Below are 25,522 nucleotides of genomic sequence, written 5' to 3' on the forward strand. Positions count from 1 at the left end.
GAGAGGGATTATTAAAATGGAAATTGATTTATACCAAAACAAGTCTCCCCAAAAAATTACTAAATGAAAATCATAACGTTAATTTAAACTAAAAACCATGAAGCCAGAATATTACAAAAATTACTTGTATTCATTTGTGAGCAACTTTTCGGTTGAGGTTTATTATAGTAAACCAATAAAATAGAGTGGAAACATCTTAAAGATGAGCTACACTATATTTTAAAAATCGAGTAAGATATTCTTTAGCAGGGATACCTTTTGCCCTTGAAATATTGGAATTTTTTAATGTGAAAACATTAGAGTCTCATCCAAGAACAGAATAATAGCTTATGGCTGAACGATTATTTTTCTTTCAAGAGTAGATAATGATTCCGTGAGAGCGGAAGATTGATTCTTTAAAAAGTAGGAATTCCAATAAGAGAAAGACTTTCTAAAAAGAACTGCTTTGGTAGTTTAGGTAAGACTTTCTAACTAATATGAGCCGTGTTTTTAGTGACAAGTTAACAAATTTTTCAAAAATTTTAAAAGATCAAAAGAGGATTAATTACTGCATGAGATAAGGCAGGAAACAAAAAATTACTAAGGGAGATAAAGAAGAGTAAATTTTGAATTTCAAAAATAAAAAAGACTAAAAAAAACCAATGGAACCAAAACAAATACAAAAATTATTTACTCATTTAGAAGAGGTTATTACATGGCGTATCAACAATTCTTCAGAAGATTTTAATATAGGAGCACCTAAATTTAAAACTAATGATCATGAAGGCTTTCAATTAGGAGACTATATTTCAGAAAAAGAGCTTGCACATCAAGAAGTTGTTATTCTTTTAATGGCTTTATTACCACGATTGGATCCATCATTGCTGAAACGCATTTATTTAGAGTCTCCAAATAGTGTGTTGTTCGACTTATGTTCAACCAATGAGAATGGCAGGCTCTTTCAACCAACGATTCAGGCTGTCCAATATATTTTAGGTGGAGATAGCATTTCAGAACGACTGAAAACGCTGGATTATTTTGGCTCAAATTCGGTGTTAATTAAAGAAGAACTTATTGTTTTTTCAAGTTCAGCTCAAGAGCATGCGCCAATGAATAGTCAAATAAGTGTTCATCAGGAAGCTTTTAATACTATAATTTTTGGTTCAGAATTATTGCCAAAAATGAGCAATGATTTTCCAGCAGAACAAATACATACCCGCCGATCGTGGACAGATTTAATACTTCCTGAAATCACATTAAACGAACTTCAAAGCATTGAGGCCTGGTACAATAGCAGTCAGACTCTTATGGAAGATTGGGATATGCAGAAAAAACTTAAGCCGGGCTTCCGGGTGTTGTTTTATGGAGAACCGGGAACGGGGAAAACTCTTGCAGCCAGTCTTTTAGGAAAATATACTCAACGCCCTGTTTTTAGGGTTGATGTTTCTATGTTGGTCTCAAAGTACATTGGAGAAACAGAAAAGCAATTAGCTAAATTATTTGATAAAGCCGAAAATAAAAACTGGATTTTATTTTTTGATGAAGCAGATGCTATCTTCGGAAAACGAACTAATGTAAAAGATGCTCATGATAAATACGCCAATCAGGAAGTTTCTTATTTGTTACAGCGAATAGAAACGTTTTCAGGGCTTATTATTTTGGCATCCAATTTTAAAAATAATATGGACAAAGCCTTTACGCGACGCTTTCATAGCTGCATAAAATTCAATAATCCAAAGCATGAGGAGCGTCTGCGTATTTGGCAACAAAACTTGCCCGAACAATTAGAACTTTCAGATATTGATTTAGAACAAATTGCCAAACGATACGAATTAACCGGTTCTAATATTATGAACGTAATACAAGATGTAAGTTTAAAAACAATTGCATCAAAAGATCCTAATTATAAGGTAAGTGTCGACATTTTATTAGAAAGTATCAAAAAAGAATATGTAAAAGAAGATAAAATATTTACATAAAAGTTTAAACTTCAATTAGGTTTTCTTTAATGAAATCTGTTGAAAAAAGCGATCGGAAGCTGGAAGAGGGAGGTTGGAAGTTATTATTAGTCTTATAACTTCCTGCTCCCAGCTCCCAACTTCTGAACCATATAACTTCGTTTAATTTCAAAAATAAAGCTGATGAAAGCAAAAATTCTGCTACTGATTATATTCAGTGGCCTCATATTGTGTTGCCGAAGTAAAACTAAAATAGCAACCACTTACAAAGAAGACAAAAAAGAAACGGAAAAAGTAAAAGTTGATTCCTTGAGCTTAAAGAGCTTACAATCTACCCAAAGTACATCCGCCGATGTTTTACTGAAAGAAGAGAAAAATGAAACATCCGGAGAAATCTTAATTAAAGGAAAATCGGATGAGTCCAATCCCTTTGTTTTTCATAATGTTGTTGGAAGCGATACCATTCAAAGTATTTCCATCATGGGAACTGCAGAATACGCAATCACTAACCATTATGCAAAGGCATCAAGCAAAAAGATCGAAAATAAAAAAGAAGAATCTACAAATAGTATTCAAGATTTATCTCAAATAGCTGTTTCAAAAGAAACAATCAAAGAAGCTAATTCAGTAATTTCTGAAGAAACGAAAAAAGTAAAAATAAACGGATTCGAACTCACTGCCTGGATTTTCATGACCATTCTTGGAATCACTCTAATCCTCGTCTTTTTCACCTATAAATATTTTAAGAAATGAAAACATCACAAAAAGGAATCAATCTGATTTTATCATTTGAAGGCTTCAGCTCCAAACCTTACCTAGATTCTGCCGGAATCCCGACAATTGGCTATGGAAATACTTATTATCCCGGAGGTAAAAAAGTAACCTTGAAAGATCCTTCAATCAGTAGAGAAAAAGGAGCAGAATTATTTTCATCTGTTTTACCAACGTATGAAAAAATAGTTAACAATAAAATTAAAGTGACTCTTACCCAAAATCAATTTGACGCTCTTGTATCGCACACATACAATACAGGAGGATCCGACACTTTATTTTCTTTAATCAATAAAAAGGCAGATCCTGAAACCATTAAAGGTTGGTTTACTTCGAGATATATTACTGCCGGAGGTAAAGTTTTAAATGGACTCATCCGTAGAAGAAAGGCCGAGGCTGACTTGTTTTTTGGGAAATAGAATTCAATAAAATATATGGTTTTTTTTGGGTGATGACCATATAAATAATTCACTAATAAATAGGATGATAAAAGAGGCATAAAATCAAAAATCCCTCAAAAAAATATAGAATCCATTTAGGGCGATCAGCCTTTCAGCTATGTAGACCTTTCCCTAACTATCAATTTTATCAAAACTAATTTTCAATAATCAAATGAGTACACCAACACCATTACATACAATTTTGAGTTGGTTTCAAACTGGAGATTTTCCAACAGAAACGCAATTTAAAGAAACGTTTTTATCTTTTTATCATAAAGAAGACTTAATCCCTATAGAAGGTATTGAAAGGTTTGAAGAAATTTTTCAATTATTTGCCATTGCAGAAGCATTTCAACAGCATTTAACTGATCCAAACGCTCATTCGGGATATTTGGCTTTACTGAATGCCAGTAATCTCACCTCAACTCATGTTAATAACTGGAAAAGTAGACTTGGAATTACCAATGTTGCTACAATTGATAGTTCTGATCAATTGGGTAATGTGTACACTAAAATACAAGTAAATGGTTTTGTTGATGAATTGAAAGATGCGGATAAAGACTTAGCATTGGAGATAGAAAAAATTAAAAATAGACTATTATCTAACGATCTGTCTTTAGACGAACTTCAGGAAATCGTTGACTATATCAAAGAAAACAGGGAGCAAATAGAATTGCTTAAAGAGGATATTATCAGAGGCAGTTCAGATGATAAAATCAATCTTGTTGGAAGTTATTCAAATTGGGGCGCAATTACGTATCAAAATAAGTTTAATGATTTGGTATATGATAAAATTAAAAATATCGAAGATGCAGCCAGTTCCGAAAAAATCAAGTATGAGGAAAGAATTAGGGGTGACTCTATGATAAAACACAATCTTGATACACTAAGTTTTGTGATTGATGCTTACGACACAGTTACAATGTTTACAATACCTCTTAAGGTGAGAAGAATAGACACCAATACTATTGAAGTGCTGTTTGATTCAATACCGCCAAATATAATTAAGTTAACAATTAAAAAAATATAATTATGGACATTAAATACGCTTATTACAGAAGCTCAGTAGGATACAAAATAGAAGGGAAAACTGACAATGATATTTTAACCGCTGGCGGTGGCACAAGGGCAATTAATTCTTTTTGGCATGATGGAAATTTAAATCCGTTAGATTATGTGCCAAAAACACGAACTTTAACAATTAACGGTACGGCTTATGATTTGTCAGCAAACCGATCATTTACAACGCCAGACACCATTACCCGTCTGAAAGGTGGTGCATCCGGTTCTTTAGTATCCGGGGATGTTACTCTTGCAGCAGGTTCTAATATGGCGATTAGTCAAACCGGGAATACAATTACATTATCGTCTACAGATACAACGTACAGTGCAGGTAATGGTTTGACATTGACAGGAACTTCATTTTCTTTGCCGGTCACTACTTCAGGTACAGGAAATGTGGTTACGGGAATTACTCAGACGACCAACGGAATAACGGTGAATCTGGGCTCTATGCCTACCTCCACGGATTTGGCTAATTATATCCCATTATCTCAAAAAGGTGCAGTGAATGGGGTTGCTATTTTGGATGCATCCGGGCAGGTTCCTGCATCTCAATTGCCATCTTACGTGGATGATGTTTTGGAAGGATATTATAAAGCTGCTGACGGAAAGTTTTACAAAGAAGCGGCATATACTAACCTCATAGCCGGGGAAACGGGTAAAATTTATGTATCTCTTGATAATAATAAAACGTACCGATGGACTGGAACAACGTTCGTTTATATTACCTCTGGAGCAGTAGATTCTGTAAATGGATTAACGGGTATTGTAGTTTTAAACAAATCTCATGTCGGCTTAAGTAATGCTGATAACACGGCAGATGCAGCGAAAAGTGTCCTTTCAGCTACAAAATGGACGACACAGCGAACGATTACACTTTCCGGAGTTACTGCAACGGCACAAACAATTGACGGTTCTGGAAATGTCGCAATCCCTATTACCGCTGTTCCTGCGACATTACTAACAGGAACTGCAGCAATCAATACAACCGGATCAGCTGCAAAACTGACAACACCAAGAACAATTTCTGCTTCAGGTGACGCTACGTGGACAACGACCTTTGACGGTTCGGCAAATGTTACCTCAGCGTTGACATTAGCTGCAACAGGAGTAACGGCCGGAACTTATGATGAGGTTACAGTAGATTCTAAAGGTAGAGTTACTGCCGGAACTAATATTGTAAAATCATACACTACTGCTATTTCCGGAACTGCAAGTGTAGCGCACAACTTAGGGACTAGAAATGTGGATGTTGCAATGTATGATACGGTGACATTTTACAAAATCGATGGTAGAATAAAATTAACCGATCCTAATAAAATAGATATTGAATTTGATTCTGCTTTACCTAATACTGTATCTATAACAGTAACCCGTAAAGATATTTAAAAATGGACATAAAATACGCATATTATAACACCTCTAAAGGCTATAGAGTGTTGGGCGGTACAGCCGCCCACTTTTTAAAGGCGGATGGTTCTTTAGACGGTACTTCATATATTCCTGTTAATACAGAAATTAATATGGGGGATAAAAATCTCAATTTTACTTCGGGTTCGTTATCTAAACTTGAAAACGGTGCAAGAATTTTTAATAAAGTTTTTCACAAGTACACAGGAACAGCTCAAACAGGAATACTTAGTATTAAATTTCCTCAAGCTTCCACAGCAGCTACTATGTTTGATGTTACTATAAAAATATTTAATTACCAAGCCACTTATTTGGGGAGTATAAGAGTAGCATTCTATAAACAAACTGCAACAGTAATACATTCAACAGGTAGAAAATGTTTAGTTGAATGTACTGATAATTTTCCATCAACTATAGTAAATGTAGGTATGGATTTATTAGGTAATGTCTGTATTAATTTAGGTGATATAAATACTGTTTGGAACTTACATACAAATATAGAAGTCGAAAGAGTTTCAGCCGTCTATACTGGTGCAGGGGCAGATTGGTCAAAAGGTTGGTCGCAAACTGTAGAAACGGTTGCCCCAGTAGTACCAACTACTTATCAAAGTTTAGTTTCTATACCAACAGAAATTTTAGCAACAAGAAGTCAAATACCATCAGCACAAAATTTATCAACAAATCCAACAAATGCTGGAACTGTTGATATTTCAGGTGGTGGGACATCAGCTTCTTTGACAAATTTAACTTTAGCATCTAAATCTGATGGTCTTGCTCGTTCAATGAGACACGAATTACAAGCTTATTATGTATCATCAGGTTCTGTTAATTATCCATCAGCAATCGGTGCAGGTATTAGGCTCGAAAGACATTCGTCTGCGGCAGATCAAAGAGGTTTAAATTTATGGACAGCAGGTGCTTCTGGACAGATTTACTTTAAAACATTTAACGGTACAGCTAATGAAAGTGCTTGGGAAATGTTTGCTTCAAGAGAATGGGCAACAGCTAATTTAGCACTGACTAATCATACACATACATTTGCTTCATTAACAGCTAAACCAACAACATTATCTGGTTATGGTATTACTGATGCAATGAGTACGTCACACCTAGCAAATGGTATAACATCAGGTTTAATAGCTAATTGGAATAATGCATTTGATTGGGGTAATCATAAAGCTATAAATCAAAACCAATGGTTAGGTTCAGATTATGCTTCGGGATATGAAAAACCTAATTCAACTTATTTTGGTTCAGGAAAATTAAAATTACAAATGCTTCATGGTAATAATGTAGGAGCAACTGATTCTTGGTATGATGTTCTTTGGATGTCTTCTTATGTAGGTGGTGATGTAAAAAAGTCAACAGCAATAATATCATCTAAATACACTAATGAAATTGGTTTTGCAAAACAAGATTATGACGCAGTTGATTGGGGTACTTATGTTAAGTTTTGGACAAGCGATAATCTTAATCCAGCAAACTTCGCAACCGTAACACAACTAAACGATCGTATTCCAAAAGCAGTTATTCCTAATAACGATTTTAATAATATAGGAGGTTATGGAGTTTCAGGTATATATAGAGCTGATGCAAATGCAGGAGGGGTTAAGTATTTGTACGCTCCGATGCTTCACATGGGCGGACAAGATACAATGTCTCAATTACAGATTAATTACAACAATGGTGGAGCTGATGCTGGAGAATTAAGTTATAGAGGTGGTTATGAAAATAATTATAGTGATTGGAGACTTTCATGGGATGATAAAAATCTACCTAATCCTTTTAGTATTTCTAAAAATGTAAATGGAGTAAATGCTAACACATTACAAGGTACAAAGCTTCATACTTCTACAGACAATTGGACAAATAAACCGTCTTGGTCAAACTCAGGTTCAGGTTCATTACTAAACATAAGCACTTATTATGATGTTCCTGAATATGGTTTTCAAATGTATATGGATACAGAGTCTGATTCAATGGGTTTCAGATCAAGACATGGATCATCTACATTTAGCGATTGGGATAAAATAATCACCAGAACTAAAGGAAAGTTCATTAATACGGTTATAGTTTCATCGCAAGGTACATCAGATTTAAATCCAGCAAATATGGGTACTAATGCTAAATTAGTATTATCTAATGGTAATGGTGAATCTCCTGTTTATGGAATGAAGTTTGGCATAGAAAATGACGGTTCTGGACATATACAGCAACAAAGGTTTGATGGTTCAGCTGGTTCTTATCCTTTGCATCTCCAACCTCTGGATAGTATGGTGACAATAGGAACTTATAACAGGACTACTACAAGAGATGTTCTTACAGCTTATGGTAAAATATCTGCTTATGGTAACGAATCTAACTCAGTAAAAACTTGGATTCATTCGAGTGGAGTTGATACGATCGTTGCAGGTCATGAATATCATTGGTATAATGATGTATGGAAAGTAGGTAGTAAAAGAGGAGGTGGTACATCAAGTGTTTTTTACAGCTTTGAATTTTCTACAGATCAAGGCGCAACTTATGTACCAAAAGTCCAAATCGATTCAGTTTACGGTAATATTTCTACTGCTAATTATGGTGATTCTAATCAATGGAATCAAGCTTATCAATGGGGAGATTATAGACAATTTGGTTTAGGAACAAGTTCAAGCAATCCTGTAAATGCTACAGATTTAAATGACATTTCAAATACATCTATCTTAAATATAAATGGTGCTACATTAAATACACCTTTCAGTTATGGATCTGTGTGGCATCATAAAAAAGAACATGTTGAATACACTCAAATGGCTATAAATGTTCTAAATGGTAATTCTTATACTCGTGGATATTCCGCAGGTTTCGGTGATACTGGTTGGAAGAAAAATTGGAATGATTCAGATTTTAATTATGAAGATTTGGCTAATTGGAGCGAAAAATTTAAAACTTTGCGTCAAGTAGGTGATTTAGATTTAGTTACTGATTCAGGAATTTATAGACAAGAATTACCATTATCAGGATATGGGTATACAACAACATTAAATTTAAATTCCAGTGATGGTCGTCAACAATTAACAATTGAACGTCAAGGTGGCGGTATGAAATTCAGAGGTGCTAATACGGGAAGTGGAAACGCTGGTTGGTCAACATGGAAAACTGTTTGGGATTCAAGTAATCTTATTAATCCAGCAACTCAAACTTGGGTTAATACTAATTTTATTCCTAAAACACATCCTGTATATAACGTAACTCAAAATAATATTAACTCATGGAATACAGCAGCAGCAAATACTCACACTCATTCTAACTTAGGCTTTTTAAATAATATTGACCAATGGTTAGGAGTAGGTCAAGCACCTCAATTCAATAGTGTAAGATTAATGAATAGTATAGGGTATGGTACATTAGCTTTAGAAGAAGATTATATTGGTGGAGAGTTAGGTCTTATAGATTTATCCAATGATGTAGTATATGCTGGTAGAGTAAATGAATATCTTAAATATGGTTCTGATGTTTATGGTTCTCAAGGATTGAATATTCATTTTGATTCACGATTAGTTACTGTAGGAAAAGAAATAACCAATCATGAGGATAAGGTTCAAATAGCAGGAAATATATCAGTAGATACTATTAATATTTCAGATGTTCCAACGGAATTAGTACTGAATCCTTTATACAATACAGATGGTGATGTAAGACGCTCAAGAAATGCTCATATCTATATTGTAACTGGAAATAGTGTGAGATTACCAGACAAACCAATATTAGGACAAAGAATTGAAATCTTTAATGATAGTAACAGTGAAATAGAAGTAGCTCATGGTAATGTAGGTACAATGTTTTATGTTCCAAGGTTTTGTAAAGTAACAGGTGTAGTTGGAGCCAGAGGATTTATATTTGATGAAAAACCAGTATCTGCTAAGAAGTATGATGTGTAATTAAAGTATTGTTTTATAATAGTTTTGCTACAGATCATAAAGATGTAAAAACACACAGTAAAATTTATATAGGAAATAAATCAAACAAGTTTATCAAAACCTCATTAGGATGGATCGTGTGTTGACAACTTAGGAAATACTACATTTAGTAAACTAAAATTCCACGGAGGAAATGAATTGAAAAACGTCCTCCAATAAATTAAAAACATCTCACATTAATTTATCATAAAGCCTACAGTTAGAGGATAACAGTCTTCTGATTGTGGGTTTCGTGTTGTATTGTATTGCTGTGAGATAGATCATTTCATTTTGGATGAAACAATTGTTTTTCAGAAAATGCTTGATAATCTGCTTGTAAATCTTACGTATATACGAATGTGAGTTCCATAAAATATTGAAACTATTATCCTACTGTAACTACAGAATAGAGAAGTCAAAAAACTTTCATAAGAATTAAAAAAAACAGAATTTTGAACATTGAAATTACAAAGCAGTATCATCCGATTTCACAAAAATAAAGGATACTGCAACTACAGAATGGGGAGGTCAAAAAACTTTTATATGAGCCAAAAAAAATGAAATTTGAGCTCTAAAGAATGTGAATCGTCATTGACTCCAAAATATTATACTAAGAGAGTAAGCAGGAAGTATTATAAAAAATGTAAGAGATGTTGTTGTATGAAATAAAAGTACAAAAACATTGACAAATGCATGTTTTTTTTGGTGATAACTGCTAACTAATAGTATGATAAGAGAGGGATGAATCAAAAATCCCTCAAAAAATATAGAATCCATTTAGGGCGATCGGCCTTTCAGCTATGTAGACCTTTCCCTAACTATCAATTTTATCAAAACTAATTTTCAATAATCAAATGAGTACACCAACACCATTACATACAATTTTGAGTTGGTTTCAAACTGGAGATTTTCCAACAGAAACGCAATTTAAAGAAACGTTTTTATCTTTTTATCACAAAGAAGAATTAATCCCTATAGAAGGCATTGAAAGGTTTGAAGAAATTTTTCAATTATTTGCCATTGCAGAAGCATTTCAACAGCATTTAACTGATCCAAACGCTCATTCGGGATATTTGGCTTTACTGAATGCCAGTAATCTCACCTCAACTCATGTTAATAACTGGAAAAGTAAACTTGGAATTACCAATGTTGCTACGATTGATAGTTCTGATCAATTGGGTAATGTGTACACTAAAATACAAGTAAATGGTTTTGTTGATGAATTGAAAAATGCGGATAAAGACTTAGCCCTGGAGATAGGAAATATTAAAAAAATACTATTATCTAGTGATTTGTCTTTAGATGAACTTCAGGAAATAGTCGATTTCATTAAAAAAAATCGTGATGACATTGAAGCTTTAAAAGCTATTCCAATAGGGGAATCAAGGGAAGATAAAGTAAAGCTTTTACTCGATTACGATTTGTTAAACAGTCCGAAAAATCAACAGGAATTTAATAAGCAAATCTATGATAAGGTTTTGCTGATCTCACAGACACCTACAAGTGCGGTGGTACAAGTTACCGGAAGTGCCGTATTTCCTAATACCCTTGAAACGGAAAATGTCATCATTCAAGCTCGGGACAGTGTTACGGGTAAAAAAATAAATATTGATGATTACGCAACCAATCAAACCATACAGATTAACATGTTACACGACACCGCTAATCCACTTAATATTCTCATTTTAAAAGTTAAACCATAAAAAAATATAAAACTATGAATAATAACGCAGTAATAAGTAATAACGCACATCAGGATAATTTTTTTGGAGAACTACAACGTACTCGATTTCACTATTTTGATACACTTCCTGATACGAGTGGAGTTCCCGCAGGTTGGATAATTGATTATAAGCATCAATTGCATCAATGGAACGGTACAGAATGGATTAATTTGGCTCAGAATTATGTACATCCTGATTATCCGCTGACCAATAATCCATTTCAGACAGATCAAACAAGCGGACTTCTATTGTTAAGTCAGATACTGACCAATAGCTCAGGGCATGTTATTAAAGTAGCGGGCCGAAATCTTACCAATGCAGATATTGTCTCTATTTTCTTGAATGATGCAACTCAGTCAGGAACATATACGTGGTCATCAAATAAGATTAGAACTTATATTGAAAACTTAGTAGGACAAAGCCTTACAGGAGCATTGATTTATCAACCGGGAGGCTATATTCCTTCTACTGTTGAAGGTTCAATGACGGCTCCGTCACCAGTTACATCCGCTACCATTAAAACAGGTATGGTGTGGGTAATTACAGCAAATGGCTGGGTTGGAAATGAACCCGTTTCTGTTGGCGACCATCTTATCGCGAATGCCGATAACGGATCAAATACTCCTGCAAATTATCAGATTATAGAAAAAGGCATTCCTGATATTGTAGATGCTACAGATACGGTGAAAGGACTTATTCAAATAGCTACAGATGTTGAAGCTATTGCCGGAGCTAATGATATTAAAGCAATGACTCCAAAATCTACGAAAGTTGTTTTGGATGCAAAAATTAAATCTAAAACATGGCAAATTGGAGATGGTTCTTCCGTTACTTTCCCAATTACCCATGGTTGGAATACCTTGAATATTGATTTTATCTGCTATCGTAATACTGATAATAGAAAAATAAATGTAAGCTGTGTACCTACATCTGCAAATGATGTACAAATAGATGTTTTAGCACCTCTTACTCCGAATGAATATAGAATTACTTTAACTGCAAGATTAGATTAATGATTGCTCCTGAATATTTCAATAATCATATTTCTATTGAAGGAAATATTTTGACAAAGAATTACGGTAGTGCTGATGAATGGTTTCAGGGGTATTTAAAGTCTCGTGCCATTGTTTCAAGAATATCTAGCTCTTATGGTGATACAACAAGAACATCTTATTTAGATGGGACATTTAATGATACTAATAGTTATGGTATAGGTATAGTAGATACAAGAATTCAAGGAAATGGTTTAGGATCTAATGGAGCATTAGATTATATACCTAATGGTTTAATAAATACATTAGACCATAAATTAACACCATTATTTCATAACACTGGTTTAGGATGGTCTTCATCTCTAATAACTAAAGGTTGGGAAGGAAATTATAAAACATGGAAATTAACAGGTCCGGCAAATGAAAATGATATTGAACAAGATTTCTATTTATCACAAACTAAAGCATCTGATGGAACTTGGTTTCCAGATAGAAAAATTTGGACAGATAGAAATTTAGATCCAGCTACTTTTGTGTCTAATACAGTATTAAACAGCTATTGGAAATTGCATTTAGAGTCTATTTACAAAGGTATTAATACAGATAGTCCTTTCACAATATTGAATAATGGGGCAGAACAAAGTATTATTGCTGGTGGTCTTACCGTTTCTAGCTCATATGTAGATTCGCAATTTCAACCCACTAATGGAATACATTCAAGAGGTTTTGTTCAATCTGATGAAGGTTTCCAAAATAGATATTGGAAAGCTGATCAAAGAAATAGAATATGGTCTTTTGCTAATTCTGATAACCATGGTTTATCTTATTTTCAAGGAAGTGGTCATGTTCTTGGTGAAGGTATTAATTTTCACTTTGGCGATACAAGTTCTACAGGATATAAAGCATTTGTACAAAATAGTGGTAGAATATTTTCAGCAGTAGATGGTAATTCAGGGGATTGGAAACATAAAGAGTATGATGCAAATAATTATCTAGGTGCAGATTATGTAGGAGGAGGGCAGGAAAAACCTAATTCAATATATTTTGGAGCGGGTAAATTAAAATTACAAATGTTGGAAGCTACTCAGATGGGTACTTCTAATTTTGGTTGGTCAGATGTTTTATGGATGTCTTCATATACAGGAGGCGATGTTAAAAAATCTACAGCTATTGTTTCATCTAAATATAGTGATAGAATAGGTTTTGTTAAACAAGACTATGATGCTGCTGAGTGGGGAACTTTCCAAGAGTTTTGGACAACTAATAATTTAACTAATCCCGCAAGTCAGACAGATTTAGATAATTATTATCATATAAATAAAGGAGGAGGTGTCTCTAATCAATCTGAATTAGTTCCAAATGGATTACAAAGTATTTCAGTAGGAAACTCAGGTTCTAATTTTGATGGTGAGTTAGCCAATAAAACAATTGAAGGAACTTTTGCAAATTTTAATGGGTATTCTAAGACATCAAAAGATTTAGGATTTACTTTATTTGCACCAACATCTACAGGACAAGGTGTTTATTATAAAACTTGGTACGGAGGTAATCAAACCCCTTGGAAAAGACTTGCTGAATATTCTGATTTATCAGGCTATGCAAAATCTTTTGAGAATGCACACGCAGTAGGTTTTTCATCAGGTTTATCAACAGCAGCACCTTATATATATCATTCAACTGATGGTTATGTATTTTTAGCTACTCAAACATGGGCTAATAGTAAGTTTGTTAATGTTGATGGTCAACAAGATATTACTGGACTTAAAATTATTAAAGGTAGAGCAAGAAATACAGGTACAGGCTGGGGTAATACGAATGCATCAGCTGAGCACTCTTTTTTAGTAGAAACTGAAAGTGGTTCAAATGCTGATAATCAGTATACAGGATCTATAGGGTTTTGCTCTAATAATGGAACACAAGCTGGCATATATGTAAGAAGTAATGACCAGAATGGTACATCTATGGCTTTTGCAACGACTAACATGTTTTCAGCAGGGCCTCAGATCGCAATGACTATTGATAATCAAGGTACTGTTGATCATGTAAGAACAAGGCCTACATTTCAAGGAAATGTAATTTGGGATGCTGGTAATCTTACGACTACTATGGTAAGCAATTGGAACGATAAGTTTAAAAATTTAAAGTATGTTGCTGATTTAAATTTAGTTTCTGAATCTGGAATTTACAGACAGGAAGGTCCAATATCAGGATTTAGTTATACGACAACTTTAAATCTAAATTCGTCAGATGGTCGTCAGCAATTAACCATTGAAAGAGGTGGAGGTGGAATGAAATTCCGAGGAACTACAACTGGTTCTGGAAATTCAAGCTGGTCCGACTGGAATGAAGTTTATCATACAGGAAATTTTAACCCAGCAAGTTATATAACACAATCTACTTTAAATAGCCAGTTAGGTAACTATGCTACCTTGGTAGGAGTACAAACATTTACTAACACTAATACTTTCTCTCAAAGCCCTATTGTACCGGCTGGTACTCTTTCGAGCCATGCCGTAAACAGAAGTCAACTTGACAATTTGCAGAATTGGGTCAGTCAGAATTATGTAGATGCTCCAGATGGTTACTCTGTAATTATTTCCGGACAAGATCTTAATAATATTAAAAATACAGGATTTTATAGAGGTTCAGGGTTAGCCAATGCTCCGAATACTGGATGGTTTTTTGTTATTGTTGAAGCGCATGATAGCAGTTGGGTTAAACAAACTGTGACTACATACGGATCAGGTAATACCGCAAATATGACTTACGAAAGAGTTATGTCTGGAGGTGCTTGGTCTACATGGCATCAGGTATGGAGTACAAGAGATTTCTCACAAAGTAATGTTAATAATTGGAATTATATGTCTAATTATGGCGTTATAGTAAACCAACAATTTACTAATAATACAGGTAATGGATTAATTGTTGTTGATGATTATGTCGGTGGAGAATCTGGTATATATAATGGAAATGATAAATCCTATTTGGCTGTATTACAAGATAAGTATTATAAATATTCAAGTAGCTATAATGATTGGGAAGGCATTAATTTCAATCTAGAAAACAAAAACATTGGTATAGGTACAGAAGCTAATGATGCGGATAAAGTAAATGTTTTAGGCTCAGTAAAGGCTACTGAAAACTTTAAATCAAACAATGAAGAAGCTAATGCTTTATTTATTCCAGACGGAAATCTAGCCTATCTTAATGATGAGATTACCAACGAAGATTATAGAATGAGATTATCTCATAAAATGATTGAACAACAGTCAGGGGTTTCTCATTATGATTCTGATAATAGAATGTTAGTCATTAGATGTACAGATCCAGGTACGAATTTTGTATTAGGAAAATGTTTTCCGGGGCAGCGAATATTGGTATTAAATGCTCACGATAGTTATGCGCAAGTATTTGAAATAAAAAATGTAGGTCGTTCATTTAAAATAAAACCATACAGCTCTATCCAGTTATTTGTTTGGGAGGACATGTCGGTTTATAAATATGCAGAAAATCAAATGTATTAAAACTGGAAATTCATAAATAAAATAACATATAGATTCAAAGCTGTGGAATGTACAATTTGTGAACTTCCCAACCTCTTATATTGTGCGTACTACGATAGGTTTCTTAAAGACTTTACAAAGTATCAATAAAATGGCGCCACTTGTTTTAAAGTGGTGCCATTTGGCTGTGTGTGACCAAAAATTTCTATGTATTTATAAACATTTACAAAAATAATCCCAACTCTGGTTGGGATTTTATTCATTCTTCAATTTTGTACTTTATCTACCGCAAACAAAAGGCTTTTTATGCTTTAGTTTTTAGATAGAGTTGATATTAAAATCGGTAGCCAATACTCAATCCATACTTTGCAACCACATCATGATCTGTTTTGTCTGCATTGAACAAAAGTTTTCCGTAGCCTGCGTTGGCTTCAAAAACAAATCCTTTTTTTGTGACCAGTTTATAACCCAGACCAGCACCTAGTGCAACATCATAAACATCTTTATTTTCAGTGAATGTCAGGTTATCTGCTGCGTATACTTTTTTTCCATCAATGGAAGTGAACGCTCCAAATCCTTCGACAAAGAAACCAGAAGCATATTTTTTTCCAAAATAATATCTGTAATACGGGGAGATGAAGTAATTAATATCCTTCTCTTTTTTATCATCATAAACAAAAAATGCAGAGATTCCCAGTGATGAATTTTTGTTGAGGTGTCGTTCAAAATTTACTTCCACAGCACCGGATAACGGCGCGATTAAATTTAATCTAATTTCATTGTTTTTCTGATAAGGATTTGCATCAGTTTCATTTTGAGCCTTGACAGAATAAAAAGCAAACAAAATGATTAATAGTAAAAAGGTTTTTTTCATAAAAAATTAATTTGAATTATTTAAATGCAAAACTCAAATAATTCAAATTAGAACGGGTTTCAAAAGCTTAAAAATGGATAAAATGGGACTTATTTGCTGCTATTTTTGTATTCATTGGGTGTCTGACCGGTAACTTTTTTAAAAGCATTGTAAAAAGTGGTTTTTGAGGTAAACCCAGATTCTAATCCCATCGTCAGCAAAGTATAGTTTTCGTATTCCGGATCTGATATCATTTCCTTGACAGCTTCCACTCGATATTGATTTATATAATGGGCAAAGTTGTCTCCTGTTATCGTGTTTACAATTTGTGAAACATATCCCGCACTTATGCCTAATTTTTCAGCGACTTTTTCTCTGTTTAATGTACTGTCGGTATAAATGTGCTGATCTTTGCAAAGAAGCTCTAGTTTTTGAAAATAAAGATTATCGGCCGTGATAGATTCCTTATATTCTTGTGGGGGATTATTTTGTACAATTTGCAGATTGGGATACGAAATAGCCGAATCATTATTTAGAAAATTGTAGATAGCATCTTTGTTTTTGGCTAGTTTATATTTATAAATCCCAATATAAGCTGTCCAATGAATGATGAATGTTGCACATAAAGCCAGGGCATTCATTGTGGAAGAAATGTCATAGTTGAGAAGTAAGCCGGCTAGAGCGGTAATAAGCCAAGCAAATAATAATAAAGAAACAAGGGTTAGTAAGGTAATTATCCATTTTTTTTCCTGTGAATCTTTTAAATGTCTTATCACAAAATAAGAGTAAATCGGCAGAAACGGAATGAATGTAACGGCTAAAAAAAGTTGGAGGAGACCAAGTATGCTGATTATAGCGATGCCTGACTCAGGAATAGTATAAATCCCAGCAACATAATCAAGATCATTTATAATATTAAGGACGGCGGAATAGGCAAATGGAATAAAATATAAGTAATTTCTTAGTTTGTGTTTTTCAGTATTATCAACCTTATTTATAATAAAAAGGAATAGGAAAGCAGGAATTAGAAATACCCACTCGATGTTGTCTATAAAACGTAGAAGAGGATAGGAGATAAATGCCTTTTGAATATCAAAAACATGAGTCAGTAATTTAATTGAAAGGGTAAATAGTAAGTATGCTAAATATTTATTTGAATTACTATTGAATAGGGAAGACCTTAAAATGACTAACCCTAAGACTATTCCTTGGAAAATCGCAATATTTAAAAGTGTTGTATAAATCAATTTTTATGAAAGTTGTTTCAAAGATTTGTTTTTGGAATATTATCGTTTAAATATAGCTCTTTCATACGAATTGATAAAACTAACTTATATTAATACTGATGACTTTTTTGACTTATCAATTTCTGTCACTAAGATTTTTTTCGGTGACAAAAAAAGCACTGTATGATATCATACAGTGCTTATAGTGACCAAGACGAGCGTGTCTTCAAACACTTTTATAGATGACTTGGTTCGTTTGAGTCAAATAAAACAAGAATTACAAAACTTTGTTTTATCAAGTAATATATATAATTATTTAGCTTTTATTTTATCGATTTTTTCTATCATTTTTTCCGCATTGCCGTTGGTTCCACCAAGAATGATTGCTTTTTTATAACTATCTAATGCTAAATCGTATTGCTTAATTGTAAAATAGGCTTCTCCTAAACTATCGAATCCATTAGCATCTTTAGAAAACTCTTTTGTGGCCAATTTAAATACTGTTATTGATTCATTGATTTTTCCAAGTTTTAATAATTCATATCCTAATTTATTAAGTTCACCTGGGTTTTCAAAGCTATATTCATTTTTAGAATTTTCTTTAAGCAAATAATAAGTCTCTATAGCTTTATTGACGTCATTGAGAGATTCCTTTCTTATCGCTTGATAAATAGATTTTTTAGGAATTTCGTAGTCTTTTCCTAACATTAAATTGTGAATAATATACCCTAAATCCCAAACTCTATTTAGATTATTGGACAATAGAATTATCGTAATATTATTTTTAAAATCGTTTAAAAAAATGGATTCAAATTTATATGATACTCCATTATGTCTCTGTAGTTCATCTTTTTCTAAGTATCTGCCAAGTGATCCACCTTCGTCAATTGCATATGGATTTTTCAAAAGAGTTTGAAAGGATTCTTTGGAAATTAAACGATTAGAATTCATCGCTTCAATCCATTTATATAGATCATTGATGTCTACCCAAAGCCACCCACTAATAAATTGCATCTCTGGGCATCGGACATTGTCAAAATCATAACAAGACGTTCGGTTTTTAGAACCAAATTTTGGATCAAATACCGAATTTGTCATTTTCAGCGGTTTAATTATATTTTTAGTGACAAATTCTTGAAATGATACTCCAGTTACCTTTTCAATTATTCTTCTTTGCAAAAAGACATTGCCATTGTCATACCTGTAATTCGTTCCCGGTTCAAACAGTAAGTTATCATTGTTTCTCAAAATCTTCCACGCCTCCTCATCATTTTTTGGTACTATTGGATCGATTCGCGGAATACCACTCGCATAATTAATAAGCTGTCTTATAGTAACTTTCTCTGACCATTTTGGCAATCCTAAATTAAATTTAGATATCGTATCATCAAGATTAAGAAGGCCACGTTCAACTAACATCATTATGGCGACAGCATTAAATTCTTTTGCAATAGAGCCAATGTTGAATATCGATTTATCGTTTAACGCAGTTTGTTTCGTTTCATCAGTAAATCCATATGATTTTTGATAGATGATTTTATCATTTTTAACGATAAGGACATTTCCATTGAACAAACCTCTTTCATAGGATTTTGCCATTAAAGAATCTATTCGGTCGATATAGACTGCATTTTGTTTAATCGATTTTTGATTTCTGTTCTTTGCCTCTTTGAAATTATTTAATTCTTGGGCAGAAAGCGTATTTGTAAATAAAACAGTTAGTAATAATAAGAAAAGTAAGTTTTTCATTTTAATTAATTTTTTGGAGAAAGGATTTGATTGATTTTTAAAAGCATTTCTTTGGCATTATCGTTATTCGGATTCAGTTCCAACGTTTTCTGATAATCCTTTTTGGAAGCATTGTAATCTTTTTTATTGAAATAAATCTCGCCCCGTGTATCGTAAATATTGGATGAATTTGGAAATTCTGAAACGGCATAATTAATAATTTTTAAAGCTTCATCAGTTTTCCTTTCGCCTAGAAATTTGTACGCTAATCTATTAAGTTCATTTTCAAAACCATTAAAATTATAAGCATCAAATTTATTTTTCTTCAGTTCTTTTAAATAAATAATTCCTTTTTCTACTGATTCTGCTTTCATTTTTTTATAAACTTCGAAGATAATTAATGGTTTAGGCAAATCAACTTTGGTATTGTATAGAACTCTGAAGACATCATCGATAATAGCTTCCAATTGTCCGCCTCTTTTACCTGCTCTGGTGTTATCAAGCAAGATTACATATATTTTGTCCTCCGGAATTCTGGCGATATTGCAGGAAAAGCCATTGATTCCGCCACTATGTGCCATGGTTGTAACATTTTTTCCTGAACCTAAAAAATTCTGATGTTTCTGAACAGACAAACCGTATGCATAATCGCCTAAACTAGGTGTGAAATATATTTTTTTGTTCTCATCATTTAGCAAAGTATTCGTGTATAAAGCATCATCCCATTTTCGCATATCATTGGCTGTGCTGTACATTCCACCCGCAGAAAATACGGCAGTTTTGATATTAATGTAATCCGTTTTTTGATAACCATCGTAGTCAAAATCATAACCCTGTGCATCATTTAAAATAATTTGTTTTGGGTTTTCAATTCCTGTATTTTTCATTCCAATGACATCAAATATTTTTTCTTTAAGAACTTCTTCATAAGGTTTTTTAGTGATTTCCTCAATAATTAATCCCAACAGATAATAGCTAGTATTGCAATAATTCTGTTTGGTTCCAGGTTCAAATCCCAGATTATCTTTAAAATATTTGACTGCAAAATCTTTCCCAGATAAATTTTCAAAAACCATTTTAGTTTTAAAATCAGGAAAATCGGTGTAATTGGGTAAGCCGGAAGTGTGCGTTAATAATTGGTGAATCGTAATTTTGCTTCCTACCGTTTTGCTAAACCAAGGCAAATAATCATTTATTTTGTCATCCAGCTTGATTTTTCCTTCCTGTTTTAACTGCATAATCAGCATGGCCGTAAACTGTTTCGTTACGGAACCAATTCTGAATTTGGTGTCAGAAGTTGCCTCTATACTCCAGCCCATATCGGCTTTTCCATAGTTTTTTTGCAAGATAATTTCGCCATTTTGAACAACCAAAGCACTTCCGTTAAAAAGGTTATAATCGTGATATTTACCAATGATTAAATCAATTTTCTTAGCTTTTTCTTTATTTGAATTGACGAAGGTTTTTTGTGCAAAAGTATTCAGAGATAAAAGCACCAGCAATGCAAAAAGGAAATTTTTCATAATCGATTCTGATTTTAGAATTTGATGCAAAGATGCTTTAAAACGCCCCAGTACACGACCGACTAAAAAAAGTCGAACGCATTTGTTAGAAAAAAAATGGATTAATTTGGATTTTTTCTAAAATCTGTCGGTGTTTTTCCTGTATGTTTTTTAAAAGAAGTACTAAACGACGATTTGGAATTGAAACCAACCTCGTAGAGAATTTCCAGAATTGTTAATTCTTTTTGCAAAGGATCTTTTAGCATTTCTTTAGCCTTTTCAATTCGATATTCATTGACGAAATCAAAAAAGTGTTTGTCCATATACAAGTTAATCAAAGTAGATAAATCTTTTACGGGCATTTTTACTTGCTCTGATAGATTTTGGATGGTTAACGAAGAATCCAGGTAGGGTTCTTTTTCCACCATAAAATCTTTTAAGAATTCGATTTGCTTATTTTTTTCTTCAGCTACCAGAAGACTAGGTTTTTGTTTTGGAACAACTTCTGTAATAGGTTTCAGACGGGAATTCACTCCTCTGAAAAATTCCGGATTGTTTAATGCGGTAAATAGATACCAGCAGGTACAGAATAAAAACGCAAACCCATCCAGGGTTACAATCCAGACTCTGACCTCTCCCAAACCAATGGTAAAACTAATCAGCCATCTTAGAAGTACTAAAAAATGTAAGAGATAATATAGAATTGTTATTTTGTAAAGTGCATTAATTACAGAAACATTCGGATTCGTATAATTCTCAAGATAGACCGTTCTAGACTTTCTAATAACCAGAAATGAAGCAATAAAATAAACCTGAAATAGCAATTCGAAAAGAAATTGAAAAAAATGGGTAATAGGCATTTGATTCATAGTCTTTATGAAATGCAATTTCATAGCTGTATTTTCAAAATAAATACCCGACATTAAATACAAATTGTAAGCAACAAAGGGAATAGCGTGTAGTAAATGTTTCGTTTTTAATCGAAAGTCAGAAAAACAAACGGACAATACATAGAGATAAAACAATGCCGGAACCAAATAGACAATACTCCAACGAAAAGCCTCAAGGCTGATGAAATTTTCAGGAATATGATGAATCAAAAATTTACAAGCATCTACAGCATTTCCGATAAGAAAAAAAGCAAAAAGGCGATTTCCTAATTTATATTTTGTTTTAACGGTAAGCAAAAACAAAGCAAGAATCAACACTAAAAATATTCCTATAAATGCTGATATTTCCAAAAAGCTGTATTTGTCCATAGTTTTTAACGTAGATGCAATTTAATATTTAAATAGGAAAGGTTAAAATAAGTATTGATGATTTTATCCAGATGTTAAAAATATTCCGCTCAAATGCTAAAAGTTGTATTGTTGTAAATATTAATAATGCCATACTATTGACTTATTTTGAAATTGTTATAGTAATTATTGAATAAGAAAGGTAGAAAAGACATTGAAGAATATACTAAAGAAACGCTAAAAAATCTCTTCAAATTCGTGGTCTCGAACTTGTAGTAAGTAAATAAAAATAGCGCCAACAGTCTTTAGTTGACGCCATTTTAGCAAATTTGTGACCAAGACGAGCATATCTTCAAACACTTTTATAGATGACTTGGTTCGTTTAAGCCAAATTAAACAAGAGCTAAAAAGCTCATTTTTATCAGTTAACTTTCTTGTTGGCTAAACTTTTTGCAATATAATTTCAAGTATTCAAGACAACCGAAGTTGGCATAGTTGATATTTGGTTTGCTTCGATTGTCTTTTACCTTCACACAAAGATTTTAGAAAAAATATAATAGAATATTCGGAGTTGCTTATTGCTTTTTCTTTTAAGGTTGAAAGAAAAACGATTTACTTATATTTGCCCCGCAAAGCAAATTCAAATGTTCAAAAAAGTAAGCACTGTATTTATTTTTGGCTTTTATACGGTTTTTTGTTCGGCCCAACAGGTTCGACCTTCAAAATCATCTGAAATTTACCGCGAACTCAAAACACTGAAACACCTGCCTAAAGTTTTATACCTTGCGGCTCATCCCGATGATGAAAATACAGGATTACTCTCTTGGTTAATCAACGACCAAAATGTAGAAACGGGTTATTTATCTTTAACCAGGGGTGATGGCGGTCAGAATTTATTGGGCACAGAACAGGGTGCTGCATTGGGTTTAATCAGAACGCATGAGCTTTTAGAGGCGAGAAAGTTAGACGGCGCCCAGCAGTTTTTTACCCGTGCGATTGATTTCGGGTTCTCTAAAAATACGACCGATACCTTTAAACAATGGGATGAAAATAGCATTATAGCGGATGTAGTTTGGGTAATCCGTAAATTCCGTCCTGATGTTATCATTTGTCGTTTTCCTCCTACTGCAGCGGCAGGCCACGGACAACATGCCGCTTCGGCCGTGGTTGCGGAAAAAGCTTTTAAGCTGGCAGGCGATAAAACTGCTTTCCCAAATCAACTAAAATATGTTAATGTATGGCAACCAAAACGTGTATTGTGGAATACTTTCCGATTTGGTGCAGTCAATACAACCGCTGAAAATCAACTGAAAGTCACGGTTGGGCAATATGATGCACAACTGGGAATGGGCTATGGTGAACTGGCTGGATTAAGCAGAAGTTTACATAAAAGCCAGGGTGCAGGAACACAGTCTGTAGCCGGCATCAAAACTGAATATTTTTCCCATGTTATTGGCGAGCCTGCAGAAGCAACATTTTTTGATGGAGTCGTTAAAACCTGGACAGCAAAAGGAAACGCTGATATTGACCAATCATTAGACAACATTATTTCCGCTTTCAATTTCAACGAGCCAGACCTCAGTTTACCTGCTTTGCTTGCTTTGCGAAAAAAGGTTGCTGCTCTTAAAGATGTAGACCTAAAAAGGGATAAACTTAAATCTCTCGACAACATCATTCTAAGCTGTGCCGGATTTATGGGCGAGGTTGTTACCAATCAGGCTGAAGCTGTTGCCGGAGACAATTACAATTTTAAATTAAATTTGATTTCAAGAGCTGAAAATCCTGTGGTTTTAGAAGATGTAAAATGGTTAAGTCAGTCAGAAAGCTTCAACAGAAAACTGTCAAAAGATTCTTTGATTACCATTCAGCATGTCATTAAGATTTCTGCAGACGCAATACCTACAGAACCTTACTGGTTGGCAAAATCTCCCACGAACGCAGCAACTTTCTCTGTTCCGAATGATACTTTAGTCGGTTTGCCTGAGGCAGAATCACCACTGAATGTTTTGATTGGTTTAAAAATAGGCTCGGACAAGTTTCAGGTTAAACTTCCTTTATCTTTCAAGAAATTAGATCCGGTGCGTGGTGATGTGGTCGAAGCTTTGCGCATTGTTCCTGCATTGGAACTGAAATTTACACAACCGCTTTATTTAGTTAAAGAAAATGAAGATTTACATTTGAGTTTAAATTTTAAGGTTAATTCCAACAAACAGTTCAGTAATGGTAAAGTTAATCTGATGTATAACGGAGAACGATTGGGCGGCAGTGATTTAAAGTCGCTCAATGGAAAAGATTTTACCGTCGATTACGTTATTCCAAAAACTAAGCTTGCCACAATAAAGTCAGGTCGTTTGCAATTGGATGCCAATTTTGTTGCAGATGGAATAACTTATAGTAAAAAACAGGTATTAATTCAGTATCCGCATTTACCTTCATTACAATATTTTACGCCTGCAACAGTCGCAGTGATGAAAGGTGATATTCAGGCGAAGGTTAAAAAAGTGGGTTACATACAAGGGGCTGGCGATTTCATTCCTGAGTTTCTGCGTATTGCGGATATTCAGGTAGATGTCCTGAAAGACGAAGATTTTTATGGAAATGTAGATGAATCTGGCGGAAACGGTAGCCAAAACAAACTGTCACAGTATGATGCTATCGTTCTTGGTGTTCGTGCCAATAACACGGAGAAAAAACTGGGTCGCTGGATGCCTTTTTTATGGTCTTATGTAAAAGCAGGAGGTAATTTGGTGATGCAGTATAACACGAATCAGGATACAACCGTTGATAAACTGGGGATGTACAATTTCAATATTGCCAATAAACGTGTTACCGAAGAAAATGCTGAGGTTAAGTTTTTAAATCCGAATCATAAATTACTGAATTTTCCGAACAAAATTACTGCGGATGATTTTAACGGTTGGGTGCAGGAACGTGGCGCCTATTTCCCTGATCAATGGGATGCAGCATATGAACCGCTTTTTGAAATGCATGATACAGGTGAAGAGCCTTTGCAGGGATCAACTTTATATGCCAAATACGGAAAAGGTAATTTCATTTATACACCGTTGGCATTTTTCAGACAATTACCTGCGGGAAATGTTGGGGCAGCTCGTTTATTTTTAAACTTTTTATCTGCACAGAAAAACTGATGAACAAGCAACTTAAAAATTGGAATACCTGGTACATACTATTAGCAGC

At 33.7% G+C, this 25,522-nt stretch carries 15 protein-coding genes; 10 read left to right on the plus strand and 5 right to left on the minus strand.

The features are described 5' to 3' along the window. Positions 1-641 precede the first annotated feature (641 nt). The 9 genes from A0O34_RS16675 to A0O34_RS16715 all read left to right on the plus strand — a co-directional run bounded on the left by A0O34_RS16675 (position 642) and on the right by A0O34_RS16715 (position 15,798). Positions 642-1,958, plus strand: a complete 1,317-nt coding sequence (locus A0O34_RS16675; RefSeq protein ID WP_082891182.1) for an ATP-binding protein — start codon at positions 642-644, stop codon at positions 1,956-1,958. Between the two features lie 162 nt (positions 1,959-2,120). Next, entirely contained in the window at positions 2,121-2,690 is a 570-nt protein-coding gene (locus tag A0O34_RS16680; RefSeq protein WP_066757109.1) for a hypothetical protein, read from the plus strand. Further along, positions 2,687-3,127: a lysozyme gene (locus A0O34_RS16685; protein ID WP_066757111.1), complete on the plus strand. Its 441-nt coding sequence runs from the start codon at positions 2,687-2,689 to the stop codon at positions 3,125-3,127. The genes A0O34_RS16680 and A0O34_RS16685 overlap by 4 nt, the downstream gene beginning before the upstream one ends. A gap of 193 nt (positions 3,128-3,320) precedes the next feature. Further along, a complete protein-coding gene (locus A0O34_RS16690) occupies positions 3,321-4,178 on the plus strand; it encodes a hypothetical protein (RefSeq protein ID WP_066757114.1) in 858 nt (285 codons plus the stop codon). Positions 4,179-4,180: 2 nt separating this feature from the next. Beyond that, complete coding sequence (locus A0O34_RS16695) at positions 4,181-5,599, plus strand: phage tail protein (protein WP_066757117.1); 1,419 nt, start codon at positions 4,181-4,183, stop codon at positions 5,597-5,599. A gap of 2 nt (positions 5,600-5,601) precedes the next feature. Further along, on the plus strand, positions 5,602-9,540 hold the full coding sequence (locus tag A0O34_RS16700; RefSeq protein WP_066757119.1) for a hypothetical protein: 3,939 nt from the start codon (positions 5,602-5,604) through the stop codon (positions 9,538-9,540). Between the two features lie 872 nt (positions 9,541-10,412). Continuing rightward, entirely contained in the window at positions 10,413-11,261 is an 849-nt protein-coding gene (locus A0O34_RS16705) for a hypothetical protein (RefSeq protein ID WP_066757122.1), read from the plus strand. A gap of 14 nt (positions 11,262-11,275) precedes the next feature. Further along, a complete protein-coding gene (locus tag A0O34_RS16710; protein WP_066757123.1) occupies positions 11,276-12,295 on the plus strand; it encodes a hypothetical protein in 1,020 nt (339 codons plus the stop codon). A gap of 512 nt (positions 12,296-12,807) precedes the next feature. Further along, positions 12,808-15,798, plus strand: a complete 2,991-nt coding sequence (locus tag A0O34_RS16715; RefSeq protein WP_157886049.1) for a pyocin knob domain-containing protein — start codon at positions 12,808-12,810, stop codon at positions 15,796-15,798. Between the two features lie 313 nt (positions 15,799-16,111). On the opposite strand, the gene A0O34_RS16720 is transcribed toward A0O34_RS16715, so the two are convergent. From A0O34_RS16720 to A0O34_RS16740, 5 genes are all read right to left on the minus strand, one after another. Further along, complete coding sequence (locus tag A0O34_RS16720; RefSeq protein ID WP_066757128.1) at positions 16,112-16,651, minus strand: DUF3575 domain-containing protein; 540 nt, start codon at positions 16,649-16,651, stop codon at positions 16,112-16,114. Between the two features lie 89 nt (positions 16,652-16,740). After that, positions 16,741-17,877: a helix-turn-helix domain-containing protein gene (locus tag A0O34_RS16725; RefSeq protein ID WP_066757131.1), complete on the minus strand. Its 1,137-nt coding sequence runs from the start codon at positions 17,875-17,877 to the stop codon at positions 16,741-16,743. Between the two features lie 291 nt (positions 17,878-18,168). Continuing rightward, the gene (locus A0O34_RS16730; protein ID WP_066757134.1) at positions 18,169-19,605 is read right to left on the minus strand and encodes a serine hydrolase domain-containing protein; all 1,437 of its coding nucleotides are present in this window, start codon (positions 19,603-19,605) and stop codon (positions 18,169-18,171) included. 5 nt (positions 19,606-19,610) lie between these two features. After that, a complete protein-coding gene (locus A0O34_RS16735; protein WP_066757137.1) occupies positions 19,611-21,107 on the minus strand; it encodes a serine hydrolase domain-containing protein in 1,497 nt (498 codons plus the stop codon). Between the two features lie 101 nt (positions 21,108-21,208). Then, positions 21,209-22,345: a helix-turn-helix domain-containing protein gene (locus tag A0O34_RS16740; RefSeq protein ID WP_066757140.1), complete on the minus strand. Its 1,137-nt coding sequence runs from the start codon at positions 22,343-22,345 to the stop codon at positions 21,209-21,211. Positions 22,346-22,968: 623 nt separating this feature from the next. Here A0O34_RS16740 and A0O34_RS16745 point away from each other — a divergent pair. Continuing rightward, positions 22,969-25,473: a PIG-L family deacetylase gene (locus tag A0O34_RS16745; RefSeq protein WP_066757142.1), complete on the plus strand. Its 2,505-nt coding sequence runs from the start codon at positions 22,969-22,971 to the stop codon at positions 25,471-25,473. The last annotated feature ends 49 nt before the right edge of the window (positions 25,474-25,522 follow it).

The organism is Chryseobacterium glaciei, from assembly GCF_001648155.1.
GTDB lineage: Bacteria > Bacteroidota > Bacteroidia > Flavobacteriales > Weeksellaceae > Chryseobacterium > Chryseobacterium glaciei.

Bases quoted from the DNA above. Each gene is read 5' to 3' on its own strand.
- A0O34_RS16675 (WP_082891182.1), top strand. From the start codon at position 642: ATGGAACCAAAACAAATACAAAAATTATTTACTCATTTAGAAGAGGTT.
- A0O34_RS16680 (WP_066757109.1), top strand. From the start codon at position 2,121: ATGAAAGCAAAAATTCTGCTACTGATTATATTCAGTGGCCTCATATTG.
- A0O34_RS16685 (WP_066757111.1), top strand. From the start codon at position 2,687: ATGAAAACATCACAAAAAGGAATCAATCTGATTTTATCATTTGAAGGC.
- A0O34_RS16690 (WP_066757114.1), top strand. From the start codon at position 3,321: ATGAGTACACCAACACCATTACATACAATTTTGAGTTGGTTTCAAACT.
- A0O34_RS16695 (WP_066757117.1), top strand. From the start codon at position 4,181: ATGGACATTAAATACGCTTATTACAGAAGCTCAGTAGGATACAAAATA.
- A0O34_RS16700 (WP_066757119.1), top strand. From the start codon at position 5,602: ATGGACATAAAATACGCATATTATAACACCTCTAAAGGCTATAGAGTG.
- A0O34_RS16705 (WP_066757122.1), top strand. From the start codon at position 10,413: ATGAGTACACCAACACCATTACATACAATTTTGAGTTGGTTTCAAACT.
- A0O34_RS16710 (WP_066757123.1), top strand. From the start codon at position 11,276: ATGAATAATAACGCAGTAATAAGTAATAACGCACATCAGGATAATTTT.
- A0O34_RS16720 (WP_066757128.1), bottom strand. From the start codon at position 16,651: ATGAAAAAAACCTTTTTACTATTAATCATTTTGTTTGCTTTTTATTCT.
- A0O34_RS16730 (WP_066757134.1), bottom strand. From the start codon at position 19,605: ATGAAAAACTTACTTTTCTTATTATTACTAACTGTTTTATTTACAAAT.
- A0O34_RS16735 (WP_066757137.1), bottom strand. From the start codon at position 21,107: ATGAAAAATTTCCTTTTTGCATTGCTGGTGCTTTTATCTCTGAATACT.
- A0O34_RS16740 (WP_066757140.1), bottom strand. From the start codon at position 22,345: ATGGACAAATACAGCTTTTTGGAAATATCAGCATTTATAGGAATATTT.
- A0O34_RS16745 (WP_066757142.1), top strand. From the start codon at position 22,969: ATGTTCAAAAAAGTAAGCACTGTATTTATTTTTGGCTTTTATACGGTT.